Annotated in this window: 15 protein-coding genes; 6 read left to right on the top strand and 9 right to left on the bottom strand. The window is 38.3% G+C overall.

Annotated elements, in window-relative coordinates; translation table 11 throughout:
* Positions 1–216 precede the first annotated feature (216 nt).
* Positions 217–714: a BA14K family protein gene (locus FS875_RS01890; RefSeq protein ID WP_144752274.1), complete on the bottom strand. Its 498-nt coding sequence runs from the start codon at positions 712–714 to the stop codon at positions 217–219.
* Positions 715–881: 167 nt separating this feature from the next.
* Here FS875_RS01890 and FS875_RS01885 point away from each other — a divergent pair, with 167 nt between their 5' ends.
* From FS875_RS01885 to FS875_RS01875, 3 genes are all read left to right on the top strand, one after another.
* Positions 882–1,979 carry a carboxynorspermidine decarboxylase gene (locus tag FS875_RS01885; RefSeq protein ID WP_144752553.1) on the top strand — a complete coding sequence of 366 codons (1,098 nt, stop codon included), beginning with the start codon at positions 882–884 and terminating at the stop codon, positions 1,977–1,979.
* Between the two features lie 59 nt (positions 1,980–2,038).
* Complete coding sequence (locus FS875_RS01880; protein WP_144752272.1) at positions 2,039–3,277, top strand: saccharopine dehydrogenase family protein; 1,239 nt, start codon at positions 2,039–2,041, stop codon at positions 3,275–3,277.
* Between the two features lie 110 nt (positions 3,278–3,387).
* The gene (locus tag FS875_RS01875; RefSeq protein WP_144752269.1) at positions 3,388–3,642 is read left to right on the top strand and encodes a hypothetical protein; all 255 of its coding nucleotides are present in this window, start codon (positions 3,388–3,390) and stop codon (positions 3,640–3,642) included.
* Between the two features lie 845 nt (positions 3,643–4,487).
* Here FS875_RS01875 and lpdA read toward each other — a convergent pair.
* From lpdA to FS875_RS01835, 8 genes are all read right to left on the bottom strand, one after another.
* Positions 4,488–5,894, bottom strand: a complete 1,407-nt coding sequence (lpdA, locus tag FS875_RS01870; RefSeq protein ID WP_144752266.1) for a dihydrolipoyl dehydrogenase — start codon at positions 5,892–5,894, stop codon at positions 4,488–4,490.
* A gap of 31 nt (positions 5,895–5,925) precedes the next feature.
* A complete protein-coding gene (odhB, locus tag FS875_RS01865; protein WP_144752263.1) occupies positions 5,926–7,137 on the bottom strand; it encodes a 2-oxoglutarate dehydrogenase complex dihydrolipoyllysine-residue succinyltransferase in 1,212 nt (403 codons plus the stop codon).
* 32 nt (positions 7,138–7,169) lie between these two features.
* The gene (locus tag FS875_RS01860; RefSeq protein ID WP_144752259.1) at positions 7,170–10,169 is read right to left on the bottom strand and encodes a 2-oxoglutarate dehydrogenase E1 component; all 3,000 of its coding nucleotides are present in this window, start codon (positions 10,167–10,169) and stop codon (positions 7,170–7,172) included.
* Between the two features lie 165 nt (positions 10,170–10,334).
* A complete protein-coding gene (gene sucD / locus FS875_RS01855) occupies positions 10,335–11,237 on the bottom strand; it encodes a succinate--CoA ligase subunit alpha (RefSeq protein WP_144752256.1) in 903 nt (300 codons plus the stop codon).
* Between the two features lie 3 nt (positions 11,238–11,240).
* Positions 11,241–12,437: an ADP-forming succinate--CoA ligase subunit beta gene (gene sucC / locus FS875_RS01850; protein ID WP_144752253.1), complete on the bottom strand. Its 1,197-nt coding sequence runs from the start codon at positions 12,435–12,437 to the stop codon at positions 11,241–11,243.
* A 90-nt stretch (positions 12,438–12,527) separates the two neighbouring features.
* Entirely contained in the window at positions 12,528–13,490 is a 963-nt protein-coding gene (gene mdh / locus FS875_RS01845; RefSeq protein WP_144752250.1) for a malate dehydrogenase, read from the bottom strand.
* Between the two features lie 288 nt (positions 13,491–13,778).
* On the bottom strand, positions 13,779–14,978 hold the full coding sequence (gene zapE, locus FS875_RS01840) for a cell division protein ZapE (RefSeq protein WP_144752247.1): 1,200 nt from the start codon (positions 14,976–14,978) through the stop codon (positions 13,779–13,781).
* A 98-nt stretch (positions 14,979–15,076) separates the two neighbouring features.
* A complete protein-coding gene (locus FS875_RS01835) occupies positions 15,077–15,622 on the bottom strand; it encodes an AprI/Inh family metalloprotease inhibitor (protein ID WP_144752244.1) in 546 nt (181 codons plus the stop codon).
* Positions 15,623–15,845: 223 nt separating this feature from the next.
* Between FS875_RS01835 and dapF the strand changes: the two genes are divergently transcribed.
* The 3 genes from dapF to FS875_RS01820 form a co-directional block, all read left to right on the top strand.
* Positions 15,846–16,697 (top strand): diaminopimelate epimerase, encoded by an 852-nt coding sequence (dapF, locus tag FS875_RS01830; protein WP_144752241.1) that lies wholly within the window; start codon positions 15,846–15,848, stop codon positions 16,695–16,697.
* Positions 16,697–17,980, top strand: coding sequence for a tRNA (N(6)-L-threonylcarbamoyladenosine(37)-C(2))-methylthiotransferase MtaB (gene mtaB / locus FS875_RS01825; RefSeq protein WP_144752238.1), 1,284 nt, complete (start codon positions 16,697–16,699; stop codon positions 17,978–17,980). Before dapF ends, mtaB begins: the two co-directional genes overlap by 1 nt.
* 14 nt (positions 17,981–17,994) lie before the next feature.
* The coding region (locus tag FS875_RS01820; RefSeq protein ID WP_207999948.1) for a signal recognition particle receptor subunit alpha at positions 17,995–18,802 on the top strand (808 nt) is incomplete at its 3' end.

Genomic DNA, 18,802 nt, shown 5'->3' with positions numbered 1-18,802 from the left:
GCCCTTAATATTTTGTCATCGACAAAATAAAAATTTATATTTTTACCCCCCTATGTCACACTTAATGATAATAAGATGTAATAAAACTTAAAAGCATTTAAATTTTTCAAAAAACAATGCTTGCATAGAAAAGCTTCACACAAATCCAGTTCTCATTTTATTGTAAGAGCAATAACGAGAACGACAAGAAGCAATTAAAATTTTATTTAATCATTTCTATCCTGTAAAAAAGTGCGATAAGCACTGTTTACGAGGACCATGAAAAGGCTGAAAGCTATTATCATTTTTATTATAAGAGCGATAACGAGAACGACAAGATTCGATATGCTGTTTAAGCATCCATGGCTCTTTTTTTTCTGGACTTTCAGAAGAAGACGTTAAGAAGATTCTTTTCGCACCTGATACAACTTTTAATGACGCGTCCTTTGTGCTTAAGTGCGGTGATGTCACAAAAGCTGCTTCAGGATACCACCAGTTATCTTTATACTTAACATAACCACGCCGATAATGATGATAACCCTTAAAACCATTAAGTTCTCTACGCCCTGTAAAAATCAAAGGTTCCGAACTCTCTTGGGCAAAGGTCTGAGAGACCAGTTTGGCTTTAGCATCACCTTTATTTTGTCCCAAATGAACAAGAGCAGTTGTTATAAGGAAAAGACTGCTTATAAATAAAAAAGCTAAAGCATAATATAATTTTTTTTTCATACGCATAACGCAAAACTCAAACTAATAAATGACAGCGGTTACAGAAAGTCTTTCTCTTGCTAGACAGAAACAGATTCTTTTCTTAAGATTCTTTTTTCTTGAGACATTCTGTTACTCTTTGTACTAAACGCTGATCTCAAGAATAAGATCCTTTAAAAAAGAATGAATGAATGATGATAAAAACCCCCTACTATCTTATAGACAAATCGAAACTCATCAAAAATATGCAAACAATTTCTCGTTTACGAGAAATGTCAGGAGCAAAAGTTTTGCTTGCTTTGAAATGTTTTGCCACATGGAGTGTTTTTGATTTAATGTCTGAGTTTATGGATGGAACCACCTCATCATCTCTTTATGAACTGCGTTTAGGAAGAGAAAAATTTGGCAAAGAAACCCATGCCTATTCTGTTGCTTGGGCTGATCACGAAATTGATGAAGCCTGTGGTTATGCAGATAAAATTATCTTTAACTCAATTCAGCAACTTCAACGCTTTTCTGATGCAACAAAAACCATTCAACGAGGTCTAAGATTAAATCCAGGTATCAGTGCATCCAATTTTGATCTTGCTAATCCCTCCCGTCCTTTTAGTCGCTTAGGAGAAACGAACCAAAGTGCTATTAAAGAAGTTCTACCTCTCATCAACGGCTTAATGATCCATAACAATTGCGAAAATGCTGATTTTAATCTTTTTAATCAAATGCTCGGGGTTATGGAAGAGAAGTTTTCAGAACTTTTTTCTGCCGTAGATTGGATAAGCCTTGGTGGTGGAATTCACTTTACAGCTGAAAATTATCCGCTAGAAGCTCTTGCAGAACGCTTAAAAAACTTTTCAGAAACCTATGGTGTCACTCTTTTTCTAGAACCAGGGGAAGCTGCTATCACCAAAAGCACTACCTTAGAAGTTAGCGTTCTTGATACATTGTATAATGAAAAAAATCTTGCCATCGTTGATAGCTCAATCGAAGCACATATGCTTGATCTTCTCATTTATCGTGAAAATGCGAAATTAGAACCAAATCAAGGTCCGTACGAAATTATGGTCTGCGGCAAATCTTGCCTTGCCGGTGATATTTTTGGAACATTTCAATTTCCAAAACCTCTGAAAATAGGTGACAGACTGTCTTTTCAGGATGCAGCAGGTTATACAATGGTCAAAAAAAACTGGTTTAATGGTGTGACAATGCCTGCTATTGTTCTGAAAGAATGCGATGGTACATTAACGCTGCAACGCCAATTCAGCTATAATGATTATCGGACAAGCCTTTCATGAAAGAATAACCGTAAAAACGATTATACAACAAACAGTATTGAAAAGGAGATGAACCTACAATGAAAAAAAATGTTCTCATTATTGGTGCTGGAGGTGTTGCACAAGTTGTTGCCCACAAATGTGCTCAAAACAACGATATTTTTGGTGAAATTCATATTGCTTCACGAACACTCAAAAAGTGTGAAGCCATCATTGCTTCCATTAAAGAAAAAAACACTATGAAAAGACAAGGTGTTCTTCAGAGTCACAAACTTGATGCAATGGATATAGAAGAAACTGTAAAACTTATCCAAAAGACCAAATGTGAAATTGTCATCAATGTTGGTTCTGCCTTTCTTAACATGTCTGTTCTTTCAGCCTGTATTGAAGCCAAATGCGCCTATATCGATACTGCCATTCATGAAGATCCTCTTAAAATTTGCGAAACACCACCTTGGTATGGCAATTATGAATGGCCTCGGCGTCAAGAATGTGAAAAAGCTGGTATCACTGCTATTTTAGGTGCGGGCTTTGATCCAGGTGTTGTAAATTCTTATGCAGCGTTAGCACATAAATGTTATTTTGATAAGATCACTGATATTGATATCATTGACATTAATGCTGGAAGTCATGGACGTTGGTTTGCCACGAATTTTGATCCAGAAATTAACTTTCGTGAATTTACAGGACAAGTATGGTCATGGCAAAACAAAAAATGGACTTCCAATAAAATGTTTGAAGTCAGTCATGAATGGGATCTTCCTGTTGTTGGAAAACAAAAAGCCTATATGACAGGACATGATGAAATTCATTCACTTTCCAAAAATCTTGATGTTCAAAATATCCGCTTCTGGATGGGATTTAGTGATCGTTACATCACTGTTTTTACCGTTTTGAAAAATCTTGGTCTCTTATCCGAACAGCCCGTTACAACAGCAGAAGGGCAAGAAGTCATTCCTTTAAAAGTTGTAAAAGCTGTCTTACCCGATCCTTCTTCTCTCGCCCCAGAATACACAGGAAAAACCTGTATTGGAGATCTTATCAAAGGCGAAAAAGATGGAAAACCAAAAGAAATTTTTATTTACAACGTAGCCGATCACAAACAAGCTTTTCATGAAACCGGTGCACAAGGAATTTCCTATACAGCTGGTGTACCAGCAGCAGCAGCAGCTCTTCTCATTGCCACAGGCGAATGGGATGTTAAAACGATGGTCAATGTAGAAGAATTACCTCCCCATCCTTTCCTCAAATATCTTGATCATATGGGGCTTCCCACCTTTATAAGAGAACAACAAGAGGACAAAAAATTACAATTTTAAATTTATCCCTACAGAAAACATAAGCCTAGTTTTTTTAAGTTATTACAAAACTGCCTCATGAAAACAACTTCATATTCTTATGAAATTATGTTTTTTAGCTATGGGGCATTTTGGCAATATTAGGATTTTTTAAAAACCTTAAAGAAGATCTAGATCATCTTTTTAAGACAGAGCAAGCAACGATTAAAAAGAACAGAGAGGCAAAAACTGATTTAATCATCTTATATGGTCTGCTATTAGCCTTAAAAAGGAAGTGCCTCAACAAAAGATATAAAAATACCACCTTAAAAGGTGGTATTTTTCAAAATATTTGGCACCCTCTTGATCTTAAAAAGCAAAAATCCTTAACCCACATAAATCATTAAAAAAAACTGCTTTCTTTAAAAAAACTCCTCTTGGCTTCTCACTTTATGTGTCTCACACCATATATAACCCATTAATTTATAACAATAAAATATCGTTTCTATAAAAAACGGTTCATAAATATCCAGCTTCTTATCGAATACCTTTCGCTTGGCTTTCCACTGCGTGAACTCTATAAGCAAACTTTTCTCTTAATATAAATTGTAAGTATAATTTATTATTGTGCACATTGAATGATAGCTCCATACTCGTAGGATTTTCTCATGACAAATCTATTTATATTGAATTAATCAAAACCATTTTTTCTACATGTAAAAAACGGGAGGAATTCATATGAATAAAAGGGCAAGAAAAGAAAAAATACCTCTTATAAACGCTCTCAAATAGCCGAAAATTATATAATATTGAAAGCCCATAAATATAACTTATGGAGCCGACTTACACCTTTTACCAAGCATAAAGATGATAGCGCATAATGAGTTTTACAGTTACACCCTTCACGAACACACTATCGCGAAATAGATTTGAGAGTTTTGAGAAATGCTTCCTTAAAACAAAGCACGCAAACAGGCTGTCCCCTATCCCAAAATTTTATAACAGAATAAAAACACCACACACGTAAAATTTGATATAGACTAAATACAACTGCTTTAAACGAATGTGCACAATAGGGTAATTAATCAAAACGACACAACAGAGATTTAAAACAACAATTACTGAAAAGCACACAACAAACTAAGGAGAACACCTCGTACGATTGTTTTTATTCTCTCTTAAAATTTGTTGCATGCTTCACAAATATTTACTGTCCTCTTTGACCTTTTAAAATGTACGTTTTAAAAGCTTTTTAAATATGAAGCGGTTTAGCAAATGTTGCCAAAGCTGCTTCACGAACTGCTTCTGATAAGGTAGGATGAGCATGACAACAGCGTCCTAGATCCTCTGATGAACCACCAAATTCCATTAAAACTGCAATTTCGTGAATCATTTCACCGGCACCAAACCCAAGAATATGCCCCCCCAAAACCCGATCTGTTTTCTTATCAGCAAGGATTTTAACAAACCCATCACTCTTTTGCATCGCACGCGCACGACCATTGGCCATAAAAGGAAATTTGCCAACATTATATTCAATACCGGCTGCTTTGAGTTCTTCTTCTGTCTTTCCTACACTCGCAATTTCCGGCTGTGTATAAACGACACTAGGAATAACATCAAAGTTAACATGCCCTTTTTGACCTGCCAAAATTTCTGCCACCGCAACGCCTTCTTCCTCTGCTTTATGCGCTAACATTGGTCCTTTTATGACATCACCAATTGCATAAATTCCCGGAACATGTGTCTGCCAATGAGCATCAATTGCAATAAAGCCACGTTCATCTAACCGAACACCAGCTTCACTCAAGCCAAGCCCCTCCGTATACGGAGAACGTCCAGTCGCAATAAGCACAACATCAGCCTCTAAGGTCTCAGATTCACCACCTTTAACAGATTCAAAGCTCACCTGAGCCGTTGAGCCAGATTGTGTAATGGCTGTTACCTTTGCACCCGTTTTATATTCAATCCCCTGCTTTTCCATTAACTTTTGAAATTGACGTGAAACTTCACCATCCATTGAGCCCAAAACCTTATTCAGATACTCAATAATAGTCACTTTAGCCCCTAAACGGCTCCAAACTGAACCAAGTTCTGAACCAATAACGCCAGCACCCACAACAATCATACGTGATGGTACTTTTTCAAGAGAAAGGGCTCCCGTAGAAGAAACAATAGTCTTTTCATCAATTTCAACATTCACTCCTGGAATGCCTGAACTCTCTGAACCTGTAGCAATAATAATATTTTTTGTTTCAATTGTTTGTTTATGACCATCTCTAGCAACAACTTCCACATGACCCGCACTCAAAATTTTAGCTGTTCCAAAAAAAGTATCAACTTTATTTTTTTTCATCAAAAAAGACACACCACTTGTATTGGCTGTCACTACAGCTTTCTTATGAACCATCATCTGTTCAAGATTAAGCTTAGATTTGCCAATAGAAATTCCAAGCGTTTCAAAACCATGTTGGGTTTCAGCAAACACTTCTGAAGCATGCAACAATGCTTTAGAAGGTATACAACCAACATTGAGACATGTCCCCCCTAATGTTGTACGCTTTTCAATAATTGCTACTTTAAGCCCTAGTTGTGCCGCCTTTATTGCTGCTACATAACCACCTGGACCCGCTCCGATCACAGCTACATCATAAGACATCCGTTTCTCCTTTCATCCTGAAAACTGTATTTTACAAGTCAAGAACAAGGCGTTCCGGATCTTCTAAGCTTTCCTTAACACGCACAAGGAAAGTTACAGCTTCTTGCCCATCCACAATACGGTGATCATAAGAAAGCGCTAAATACATCATGGGGCGGATCACAACTTGGCCCTCGATAACCATTGCTCGCTCTTTAATCGCATGCATTCCCAAAATACCAGATTGTGGTGCATTCAAAATCGGTGTTGACATCAACGATCCATACACACCACCATTGGTAATGGTAAAAGTTCCGCCTTGCATATCAGAAACGGCTAATTTCCCATCACGCGCAAGACGTCCCAAACGGCCAATCTCCTTTTCAATTTCTGCCAATGACATTTGATCTGCATCACGCACCACTGGAACGACAAGACCTTTATCCGTTCCAACAGCAATTCCAACATTGACATAGTTTTTGTAAACGATATCTGTCCCATCAATTTCGGCATTAACAGCAGGAAGTTCTTTTAATGCATGACAAACAGCTTTGGTAAAAAATCCCATAAAACCAAGTTTAACGCCATGTTTCTTTTCAAAAAGATCCTTATAACGCTTGCGCAAATCCATTACCGCCGACATATCAACCTCATTAAATGTGGTTAACATTGCTGCTACATTTTGCGCATCTTTAAGACGACGAGCAATTGTTTGACGCAATTTCGTCATACGAACCCGCTCTTCACGTGTTTCTGGAACAGAAACCATTGAAGAACTTGTTGCAGAGGAGGAAGGAGTAGGCGTTTTTGTTCTTTGTTCTAATCCACCAATGACATCTTCTTTAAGAATTTGTCCACGTTTTCCAGAACCTGAAATATCACTTTTTTCTACATTATTTTCAGCCATCAACTTTGCTGCTGAGGGTGAAGGAGGCATAGTACTACTTGAAACAAGCTTCTCCGATTCAGAGGAAGCCGCTGGAACAGGTGTAGCAGCAGGCGAAAATGATTGGGAAACACCAGCTTGGCCAGCTTCTACCGTTCCTAAAAGAGCTTTCACTTCAACCGTATCGCCTTCTTTTGCGATGATTTCAGATAATTTTCCAGCAACAGGAGAAGGAACTTCAACAGTTACCTTATCAGTTTCTAATTCAACCAAAGGCTCATCCATAGCGACAGCTTCACCCAGTTTTTTAAACCATTTGCCAACCGTTGCTTCGGTAACCGATTCGCCCAAAGTAGGAACACGGATTTCAGTAGTCATAATATTTTTCCATACATCAGAGTAGTAACAAATTAAGAACCTAACGCGTCTTTAAGAAACGCAGCCAGTTGTTCAAGGTGTTTCACCATTAACCCAGAGGCCGGTGATGCACTCGCCGGACGTCCTGCATAACGAGCACGTGAATATTGCGCATTAATATGCGTCAAAACCCATTCCAAATAAGGCTCAATAAATGACCAAGCCCCCATGTTTTTTGGCTCTTCTTGGCACCAAAAAACTTCTGCCTGCAAAAAGCGCGATAACACATTCACCAAAACTTTTGCAGGGAAAGGATACAACTGTTCGACACGAAGAAGATAAACATCATCAATACCCTTTTTTTCACGTTCTTCATAAAGATCGTAATAAACCTTTCCTGTACAAAGAACGACACGGCGAATTTTATTATCTTTCTGCAACTTCACGACAGAATCTTTAAGACATTCTGCATCATCAAGCAATACACGAGAGAAACTCGTTTCTGGTCCCATTTCATTGAGAAGAGAAACAGCTCTCTTATGACGCAAAAGTGATTTAGGTGTCATTAAAATCAATGGCTTACGAAAATCACGTTTAATTTGTCGACGCAAAATATGAAAATAATTTGCAGGGGTTGTACAATTAGCAACCTGCATATTATCTTCCGCACAAAGCTGAAGAAACCGCTCCAAACGTGCAGAAGAATGCTCCGGTCCTTGTCCTTCAAAACCATGAGGCAATAAACACACAAGACCAGACATACGGAGCCATTTACGCTCTGCTGATGAAATAAATTGATCAAAAATGACCTGTGCACCATTAGAGAAGTCACCAAATTGTGCTTCCCAAAGTGTTAATCCTCGTGGTTCAGCAAGAGAATATCCATATTCAAAACCAAGAACAGCTTCTTCAGAAAGCATAGAATTAACAACTTCATAAAGTGCTTGCCCCTTTTGTAAATGATTCAAAGGAATATAACGCGCTTCATTTTCTTGGTCATAAAGAACTGAATGACGTTGTGAAAAAGTTCCCCGTTCAACATCTTCACCCGAAAGACGAACCGGTGCTCCTTCTAAACAAAGTGAGCCGAAAGCGAGAGCTTCAGCGGTAGCCCAGTCAACGCCCTCACCGGTTTCAAAAATTTTAGCACGATTGCTTAAAAAACGCTGTATCGTTTTATGAACATGAAAATTTTCTGGAACTTCGATAAGTTTCTGACCAATTTCCTTTAAAGTTTTTAATTCAACACCCGTTGTTCTAGAATGTTGCTCATCAGCATTACTAAAAGCTTTGAGTCCCGTCCAGCTTCCATCAAGCCAATCAGCCTTATTAGGTTTATAAGAAGCACTTGCTTCAAGCTCACCTTCAAGTTTATCGCGCCATAACTTTTTTTGTTGCTCAATCTCTTCTGAAGAAACCAATCCTTCTGCGATTAATTGATCACTATAAAGCTGAAGAGTTGTTTTATGATTACGAATTGCCTTATACATAAGTGGCTGCGTAAAAGAAGGTTCATCACCTTCATTATGTCCATAACGGCGATAACAAAACATATCAATGACCACCGGTTTATGGAAAATTTGACGAAACTCCATTGCTATTTTTGCAACAAAAACAACCGCTTCAGGATCATCACCATTTACATGGAAAATGGGAGCATCAATCATTTTTGCAACATCAGATGGATAGGGCGAAGAACGTGAAAAACGTGGCGCTGTTGTAAAACCAATCTGATTATTGATAATAACATGAAGTGAACCTGCAACACGATAGCCTTTAAGACCTGAAAGACCGAAAGTTTCTTGGATAACGCCTTGCCCTGCAAAAGCAGCATCACCATGAATAAGCAGTGGTAACACTTTTGAGCGCTCACTCAATGGAAGAGAATCAGTGTGTGTGGGCCCGACAAGTTGATCTTGTTTAGCACGTGCTTTTCCCATAACAACCGGATCAACAATCTCAAGATGAGAGGGGTTAGCTAAAAGTGATAAATGCACTTTATTACCATCAAAGTCCAAATCAGCTGTCGTTCCTAAATGATATTTAACATCACCTGATCCCTCTACATCATCAGGCTTATAAGATCCTCCTTTGAATTCATGAAAGATAGCTCTATGCGGCTTAGCGAGAACTTGTGAAAGAACATTTAAACGACCACGATGGGCCATTCCTAAGATAACTTCCTGCACCCCTAAAGCACTACCGCATTTAATAATCTGTTCAAGAGCAGGAATCAGCGCTTCACCACCATCAAGTCCAAAACGTTTTGTTCCTTTATATTTCGTGTCTAAAAACTGTTCGAATCCTTCTGCTTCAATCAGTTTATTCAGAATAGCTTTCTTGTCTTGCTGGGTGAAAGAAATTTTTTTATCTCGCCCTTCAATACGCTCTTGAAGCCATGCTTTCTGTACTGGATCAGACACATGCATATATTCCACACCGATTGTTGAACAATAGGTACGATTGAGAATTTCAAGCATTTGCGGAATAGTTGCATATTCCAATCCTAAAACATTATCAATAAAAATGGGACGTTCATAATCAGCAGGAGTAAAACCATAAGCTTCCGGAGAAAGCTCTTTATAATCTTCTAGCTTTTCTGCCAATTGAAGAGGATCAAGCTTTGCCCGAAGATGCCCCCGTGCTCGAAACGCCCGAATCATCATAATGGCATGAACAGAATCACGCGTGGCACGAATAATATCTTGTTCACTGGAAGTTTTTCCCTTTTGAGCACCCCCTGTTGCTGCTTTTTCTTTTAATTTATCACCAAGATATTTTTCAAGAGAAGACCAATCACCATCAAGAGCAGAAACCAACTCACCATCTGGCTTTAATGGCCAATGATCACGCTGCCACGTTGCTCCTTCAGCATTTTTGAGAACATCTTCTTTGTTATCATGGAGACCTTCAAAAAAAGCACGCCACTGTGAATCAACACTGGTAGGATCTTTTTCATACTGAGCATAAAGTTGATCTATATAATCCGCATTCCCACCATAAAGAAATGACGTTTGTGCAAAAAGACTATTTATCTCGTCCTGCCTTGCCATATACCTCTCCGGAACATCTATTCCGTCTCCTTATATCTCTTTTCGACCTTTAAATGCTTACAAAGCAGATGAGGGATCGAACATTCAAAAAAGTTTTACCTATTTATACTCAAGCATTTTCACCTGAATTTAAGAAAATATTCCTAATTCAGGTGAAATTTTCTTTTAGCTTTTCAAAACTGACATCAAAGTCTTACCTATCTGTGATGGCGAAGGAGACACACGAATCCCTGCTGATTCCATTGCTGCAATTTTATCTTCTGCTCCACCTTTACCACCAGAAATAACAGCACCAGCATGGCCCATTGTACGTCCTGGAGGAGCTGTACGACCAGCAATAAAGCCAACAACTGGCTTTTTACGACCTTTTCTTGCTTCATCTTGCAAAAACTGTGCTGCTTCTTCTTCAGCAGATCCCCCAATTTCACCAATCATAACGATAGACTGGGTTTCATCATCTGCTAAAAACATTTCCAACACATCAATAAATTCAGTTCCCTTAACAGGATCACCCCCAATTCCTATAGCGGTTGTTTGTCCAAGACCTTCCTGACTCGTTTGAAAAACAGCTTCATAAGTTAAAGTTCCTGACCTTGAAACAACACCAACAGAACCTTTTCTAAAAATAGAACCAGGCATAATACCAATTTTACATTCGTTTGGCGTAAGAATACCAGGGCAATTAGGACCAATAAGACGAGATTTTGAATTTTCTAATCGCGCCTTTACCTTGACCATATCCATAACAGGAATACCTTCCGTAATACAGATAATTAAACGAACTTCAGCTTCAATCGCTTCTATAATAGCTGCCGCAGCCCCTGCAGGAGGAACATAAATAACGGAAGCATCAGCACCTGTCTTTTCTTTTGCTTCTGCAACACTAGCAAAGATAGGAAGAGTTTCACCTTTTGACCCCTCCCATGTTTCTCCTCCCTTTTTAGGATTAACACCACCAACCATTTGCGTGCCATGATAAGCAAGCGCCTGTTCTGTATGAAATGTTCCTGTTTTTCCTGTAAGCCCTTGAACCAGAACTTTCGTCTCTTTATTCACAAGAATCGACATAACTTAAGCTCCCTTCACGGCTGCAACAATTTTTTGAGCAGCATCATCTAAATCATCAGCGGGAATAACATTCAAACCGCTGTCCTTGATAATTGCTTTACCCTGCTCAACATTCGTACCTTCAAGACGAACAACTAAGGGAACCTTTAAACCAACTTCACGTACAGCAGCAACCACACCTTCAGCAATAACATCACAACGCATAATACCACCAAAAATGTTAACCAAAATGCCTTTAACATTTGGATCCGCTGTAATAATCTTAAAAGCGGCTGTCACCTTTTCTTTTGATGCGCCACCACCAACATCCAAAAAGTTTGCCGGTTCAGCTCCATAAAGCTTAATGATATCCATGGTTGCCATCGCAAGACCTGCACCATTGACCATACAACCAATTGTACCCTCAAGAGCAACATAAGCAAGATCATGCTTTGAAGCTTCTATTTCTTTTGGATCTTCTTCTGAAAGATCGCGCAATTCTAAAATATCTGGATGACGAAACAACGCATTATTATCAAAAGAAACTTTTGCATCCAGAACGCGCAAATGACCATCTTTCATCACAATAAGCGGATTAATTTCTAAAAGACTCATATCTTTTTCACAAAACGCCTTATAAAGAATTGGAAAAAGCTTTTCCCCATCTTCTCTTGCACATCCTTGCAATTCTAATGCATCACAAAGTCTTCCACAATCAGCTGAAGTAACACCTTGCGTAGCATCAATGGGCAGAGTAAAAATTTTTTCTGGTGTCTCTTCAGCAACCGTTTCAATATCCATTCCACCTTCTGTTGAAACAACAAAAGCAATCCGACCAACACTCCGATCAACCAAAAGTGAAAGATAAAGCTCTCGTTCAATATCGGCACCATCTTCAATATAAAGACGATTGACCTGTTTACCTTCTGGACCAGTTTGTTTGGTTACCAAAGTTTTTCCCAACATCTCTTGAACATTTGCAACAACTTCTTCAACAGAATGTGCAAGCCGAACACCACCCTTTGCATCAGAACCAAGTTCTTTAAACTTACCCTTACCACGACCACCAGCGTGTATCTGACTTTTAACCACATAGAGAGGTCCGGGCAATTTTTTTGCCCATTTTTCAGCTTGCTCTACAGAATAAATAGCAACACCATTTGCAATGGGAGCTCCATATTCATGAAGCAGACGTTTGGCCTGATACTCATGGATATTCATGCATTTGTCCTTTTCTTTTATAGATTATTATTAATCCTAAAGTTCTAATATTCTCAATACTTTATTTTAATTAACAAAAACTTGTTTTATTTACTTGAGACTAGGCACAAGAGCAATACAAGCTTCACAAAGCTTTTTAACCGCATTTACGGAATAATCAAAAGCCTCTCTTTCCGCTTTATCAAGCTCAATTTCAATGACCCTTTCAACACCACCTGCACCAAGTACAACGGGAACACCAACATAGGTATCATTAACGCCATATTCTCCTGAAAGATAGGCTGCAACGGGCACAACACGCTTAGTGTCCTTTAAATAGGCTTCAGCCATGGAAACAGCAGAAGCAGCTGGAGCATAATAAGCAGAGCCTGTTTTTAACAAACTAATAACTTCTGCACCACCATCACGGGTCCGTTGAATAATTTGATCAATTCTTTCCTGTGTTGTCCAACCCATTTTAACAAGATCAGGCAAAGAAATACCACCAACCGTTGAATAGCGCACCAAAGGCACCATTGAATCACCGTGTCCTCCTAAAACAAACGCTGTTACATCTTTAACAGAGACTTTAAATTCTTCAGATAAAAAATAACGAAAACGCGCTGAATCCAGAATACCAGCCATACCAACCACTTTATGGATGGGAAGACCTGAAAATTTCTGTAATGCCCACACCATTGCGTCAAGGGGATTAGTAATACAAATAACAAAAGCTGAAGGTGCATATTTTTTAATCCCAGCACCAACTTGTTCCATGATTTTTAAATTAATGCCTAAAAGGTCGTCACGGCTCATACCAGGTTTGCGTGCAACCCCTGCTGTTACAATAATAACATCAGATCCTTCAATTGCTTCATAAGCATTTGCACCTTTTAAATTGATATCAAAGCCATCAACGGGAGAAGATTCAGCAATATCAAGAGCTTTACCTTGTGGCATACCTTCTGCAATATCAAATAAGACCACATCACCAAGCTCTTTAAACCCAATAATATGTGCTAAAGTACCCCCGATCATACCTGAACCAATGAGAGCTATCTTTTTTCGTGCCATTTTATTTTTTCCTAACTTTTAAATAATGCAGCGCACACTCATCAGCGCTCATATACTGAAAATTTTTAACTTAAACCACATTTAAACAATATCATAAAAAGCAGTAAAGAAATGAATTTCACAAATTTCTCTTCTTACAGAAACAACAACCCTCCGCAGAAACAACTATTAGAAAATTATCATGATGTATCGATAAAGTGAATTTTAAAAAAATACAACAGAATTATTACATTTCTTTAATTTCAAAGAGTTATTGTTTTTACAGTTTACGTAAAGGTAAAAGTATAATCAAAGCTTCTTCTTCAAAAGAAAATGTTCTTTCCAAAGCTTCAAATAATCGTAGCTTTGCATTTCAAAAAGACGTGACTGTGTTCTTTGAAATTCAAATGTTTCCGCAGTCTGAGCATGCCCCTTATACAAATCCTCCACCTTTTCTGCTGCCGACATAAATAATCGTATGTGACGTTCATAAAGAATATCAATAAGCAAAATAAACCGTTTTGTTTCATTGCGACATGTGTCATCCATAACCGGTACATTATCGATAAAAATCGTATGATAACGCTCCCCTAACACCAAATACTCAGCTGCGGCCAAAGGCTTTGCACACAAGTCTCGATAATCAAAGCGTGCACAACCTGCAGCAAAACGTGGAATAGGAATAAGGCGCCCTCTTATAGAAAGCTCCTCAGATTTTTCTTTATGTCCTTGCAACGCAAGTGCCCATGCTTGATCCATACATTCATCTGCTTTTTTCCCTAATGGCGTTACATACACAGACTGTAGATTTGATTTTTCAAGACGATAATCTGTTTTTACATCAAGATTAACAACACGAACATATGCTTTCAAAACTTCAATAAAAGGCAAAAAGAGTTCACGATTTAAACCGTTATAATAAAGATTATCAGGAGCAACATTTGAAGTCGCAATAAAGAAAATTTCTTTATCAAACAAAGCAGAAATAAGCCGCCCCAACACCATAGCATCAGCAATATCTGTTACACTAAATTCATCAAAACAAAGCACCTTTGCTTCTCGTGAAAGATCTTCAGCAACAGCTAAAATAGGATTATCTTGTTTAGATTTTGCACGCCCAGATGCTTGACGATAAAAATTAATACGTTCATGCACATCAGCCATAAAATCATTAAAATGAGCGCGTTTTTTATTACTCTTAGGCAAACAAGAAAAGAACAAATCCATCAGCATGGTTTTGCCTCGTCCTACTTCACCATAAATATATAATCCCTGAAAAGAACTACTTTCATCCTCTTGTTTTGTAACACGAGCAAAATTTTGTCTTTTCCCTTTAAATATTCTTTTTAAAAAAGAAAAAAATATCCAAGACCAAGAACGAGAAGTATTTTGTTCCGAAATTTTCTTTAATAAATGATCAAAGTGCTCTGTTACAGCCAATTGAGCTGGATCAAAACGAACTTTTCCTTTAGAAACCAGCTCCTTATAGCGCGTTGAAACGAGAATCATCCACACAACCTTTTTCCAACCGTTTTCAATAAAGAATACAAATTCTTTTCACGAATCTGCTCATATAGCTTATTTCTTTATAAACGGTCAAAAATGATCTAACGGCTTAAAACAACGGGATGATCATCAAGTGTACGTCCCTCAAAATGATCAACATTTGAAGAATAAAGAGCAATGATAACACGCCCAGAACTATTATAAAAATATAATCTTTTTCCTTTAACAGCCCACGACCTCACCTGGGAAACAATTCCTGAGCAGTGTAAAGGACCAGCTCTGTACCCTTGTCCAAACTTTGTTTGTGGCGTTGCAATCCGACAAACTTTCCCCCCCATAGAAAGATTCCATACTCCAGCAATACTTGCAGGAAATAAATCAGTAGCATTGCTTGGTAATTCGAGACTAGCCATTCGTCCATCACTCTGAGAATCCCCTTTCTCATACATTGAAGCGTTTGCAGCTTCAGATACTGACGAAGAAGCAGACGATAAATCCGATACTTCCAAGGTTGTCATTGGTTGAGATGGATAAAAAACTTCTAATGCGTTACTATTATCATTACTGTCAAACCGCGTTGTTGAACATCCCCCTAAAAGCATTACAGTTGATATTGCAACGAAAAACGAAATTTTTGAAAACGACATATCTGTACTCTCTCCCATGACAATAAATAAACTCACAAAAAATTAAGTGAATATTTTTATAATTACAAAGATAAATTAACAAATTAAAAAAAACAGGATTAAAATTCCTTATTTTAGATGAAATAATTTATGTACCCAAGTTTATATTTATTAAACACTAGAAATTTATAAGATTTTTAGTCATATATCCTTTGATAAGTAATCTTTAGAATAGAGAAGTTTCATGAAAACGCCATTTAGCAAAATGGATGGTCTTGGAAATCAAATTATTGTTGCTGATATGCGCGAAAGCACACAGGCTCTTACACCACAAGCAATTCTTGCTTTATCAGCAGATCCTGAAATGCATTTTGATCAAATCATGGCTATCCACACACCAACTGAAAACGAAGCCGACTTCCGCATCGAAATATGGAATGCTGATGGTTCAAAAGCTAAAGCTTGTGGCAATGGTACCCGCTGCGTCATTGCATGGCTTAAAGATCATAATTTGGGGGAAGCTTTTCGTTTAGAAACCCCCGCTGGAGTAATCGAAGGAAAATACCAAACAGATAATCTCATTTCGGTTGATATGGGATGCCCAAATTTCAATGCAAAAGAGATGCCTGTTTCACGTGAAATAGTTGATACCAACCACGTAGAAATTACAGCTGGTCCCCTAAAAGATGCTTGTCTTGTCTCTATTGGCAATCTCCACGCTATCTTTTTTGTTGAAAGTGATCTTCAACATATTCCCTTAGAAAAATACGGACCAATACTTGAACATGATTCCCTTTTTCCAGAACGGTGCAATATTTCCATTGCTTGCATAACGTCAAAGAAAAGTCTAAATTTACGTACATGGGAGCGTGGAGCAGGATTAACACAAGCATGTGGGAGTGCTGCGTGTGCCAGTGCAGTGGCCGCTTATCGACGTGGTCTGGCACAACGCCATATTGATGTAAACTTACCAAGGGGAACACTTAATATTTTTTACCGAGAAGATAATCACATTATTATGACAGGACCCATAAAATATCAATTTAGTGGTTTTTTAAACCCTTTAACAGGGTGTTACAAAAAGGATCACTCTTGATGGCGATAGAAATTGTAACTTTTGGTTGTCGACTCAATAGCTACGAATCGGAAATTATCCGCAAAGAAAGTGCTTCTTCAGGTCTAGAGCAGCTCAAAGATGGTGCTATTATTTTTAATACCTGTGCTGTCACAGCTGAAGCTGTGCGACAAGCAAAACAAGCTATCCGCAAAGCAAGACGGGAAAATCCTCATGCCCGCATTATTGTCACAGGATGTGCAGCTCAAACAGAAGGACAAAATTTTGCCTCCATGACAGAAGTGGATCTTGTTTTAGGCAATGAAGACAAGCTCCACGCGCATTCTTATCGTCAACTTCCTGATTTTGGCATCAACCATTCCGAAAAGGTGCGTATCAATGACATCATGGAAGTGCAAAAAATTGCTCCCCATATGGTCAGTGCAATGCAAGAACGCACCCGTGCTTTTGTACAGGTACAAAATGGATGCGATCATCGCTGTACATTTTGCATTATCCCTTATGGACGTGGACCATCACGTTCAGTCCCCATGGGAGCTGTCATTGAACAGATTAAACAGCTTATAGATAATGGTATTCAAGAAGTGGTTCTTACAGGTGTTGATCTGACAAGCTATGGTCACGATCTTCCTGGAAAAGCGACTTTAGGGAAATTAACTTCTGCCATTTTGCATCATGTTCCTGATTTGCCTCGATTACGCCTCTCATCAATTGACTCCATTGAAGCAGACGAAGAACTTATCAATCTTTTAGCCTATGAAAAAAGGATCATGCCCCATTTGCATTTATCCTTGCAAGCAGGCGATAATATGGTTTTAAAACGGATGAAACGTCGTCATTTGCGTGAACATGCTATTCAATTTTGCCAAGAACTGCGTTCCAAACGTCCTACAATGGTTTATGGTGCAGATTTAATTGCAGGTTTTCCCACCGAAACAGAAGAGATGTTTCAAAACAGTCTTGCTTTAATCAAAGATTGTAATTTAACCCATCTTCACGTTTTCCCCTTTAGTCCAAGAGAAGGAACACCTGCCGCACGAATGCCACAAGTCAATCGTAAAATAATTAAGATGCGTGCTGAAAGCTTGCGTAAAGCAGGTGAAGAGGCTTATCAAAAACATCTTTCTCGTCTACAAAATAGCCAGCAAACAATCCTCGTTGAAAAAGATGAAATTGGACGAACAGAAGATTATACTCTGACACAAATTAAAGGTGCAAAAGCAGGAACAATTGTTCAAGCTCTTATCATTGACCATGATGGCGATAAATTAATTGCTGTCCTTCCAAAATTAAACGCTGCTTGAGCAGGAAAACTCTTATGACGAAATCTTTTATAAAAAAAATATTTTCTTATTCCAAATCCAAAGAGCAGGAAAGTGAACAAATTTCCACTCCTGATAAAAGCGATATAATAGAAGAAAATGAAGAGATAAAAAACAGCCAAGCCTCTATGGAGGTAGAAAAAGAAAAAAATCAAGAATCAACACCAACAGAATGCGATGTCCCTCCCTCATCTTTAGAACTCCATTCTGATAAAACTCCTCTTTCTGGTAACGTTTCTCCTTATGGCAAAATTATTGTCACAAACACCATTCGTGAAAAAAAGAGTGAAGAAACTTTACCGGAATCCTTTGTTGAACAAAAAAAAACAGCGTGGTTTGGACGCCTTAAAAAGGGTTTAGCCCTTTCTTCACAACGCCTAAGCGGATCAATTAGCGATCTCTTTGTTAAAAGAAAACTTGATGAAGAGACATTGCAAGAACTCGAAGATATTCTTATTCAAGCTGACCTTGGTGTAGAAACGGCAACACACATCACAAATACTTTAGCCTCCAGTCGTTATGAAAAAGATCTCTCCCCAGACGACATTCACACCATTATGGCAGACGAAATCAAAAAAGTCTTGGAGCCTGTAGCAATACCATTAGAGCTTGATCTTAATCATAAACCTCATGTTATTTTGCTGGTCGGTGTAAATGGTACTGGAAAAACGACAACTATTGGAAAAATTGCAGCAAAACTTACCGCAGGAGGACTAAAAGTCACGCTCGCTGCTGGTGATACATTCCGCGCCGCAGCTATTGAACAATTGCATATTTGGGGTGAACGCACAGGTTCTCCTGTTA

It is taken from the genome of Bartonella saheliensis, assembly GCF_902162175.1.
This window is presented reverse-complemented; position numbering and strand designations above follow the sequence as displayed.

What these genes read in the sequence shown, in the direction of transcription:
- FS875_RS01890 (WP_144752274.1), bottom strand. Translation starts at nt 714, where the DNA reads ATGCGTATGAAAAAAAAATTATATTATGCTTTAGCTTTTTTATTTATA.
- FS875_RS01885 (WP_144752553.1), top strand. Translation starts at nt 882, where the DNA reads ATGATAAAAACCCCCTACTATCTTATAGACAAATCGAAACTCATCAAA.
- FS875_RS01880 (WP_144752272.1), top strand. Translation starts at nt 2,039, where the DNA reads ATGAAAAAAAATGTTCTCATTATTGGTGCTGGAGGTGTTGCACAAGTT.
- lpdA (WP_144752266.1), bottom strand. Translation starts at nt 5,894, where the DNA reads ATGTCTTATGATGTAGCTGTGATCGGAGCGGGTCCAGGTGGTTATGTA.
- odhB (WP_144752263.1), bottom strand. Translation starts at nt 7,137, where the DNA reads ATGACTACTGAAATCCGTGTTCCTACTTTGGGCGAATCGGTTACCGAA.
- FS875_RS01860 (WP_144752259.1), bottom strand. Translation starts at nt 10,169, where the DNA reads ATGGCAAGGCAGGACGAGATAAATAGTCTTTTTGCACAAACGTCATTT.
- sucD (WP_144752256.1), bottom strand. Translation starts at nt 11,237, where the DNA reads ATGTCGATTCTTGTGAATAAAGAGACGAAAGTTCTGGTTCAAGGGCTT.
- sucC (WP_144752253.1), bottom strand. Translation starts at nt 12,437, where the DNA reads ATGAATATCCATGAGTATCAGGCCAAACGTCTGCTTCATGAATATGGA.
- mdh (WP_144752250.1), bottom strand. Translation starts at nt 13,490, where the DNA reads ATGGCACGAAAAAAGATAGCTCTCATTGGTTCAGGTATGATCGGGGGT.
- zapE (WP_144752247.1), bottom strand. Translation starts at nt 14,978, where the DNA reads ATGATTCTCGTTTCAACGCGCTATAAGGAGCTGGTTTCTAAAGGAAAA.
- FS875_RS01835 (WP_144752244.1), bottom strand. Translation starts at nt 15,622, where the DNA reads ATGTCGTTTTCAAAAATTTCGTTTTTCGTTGCAATATCAACTGTAATG.
- dapF (WP_144752241.1), top strand. Translation starts at nt 15,846, where the DNA reads ATGAAAACGCCATTTAGCAAAATGGATGGTCTTGGAAATCAAATTATT.
- mtaB (WP_144752238.1), top strand. Translation starts at nt 16,697, where the DNA reads ATGGCGATAGAAATTGTAACTTTTGGTTGTCGACTCAATAGCTACGAA.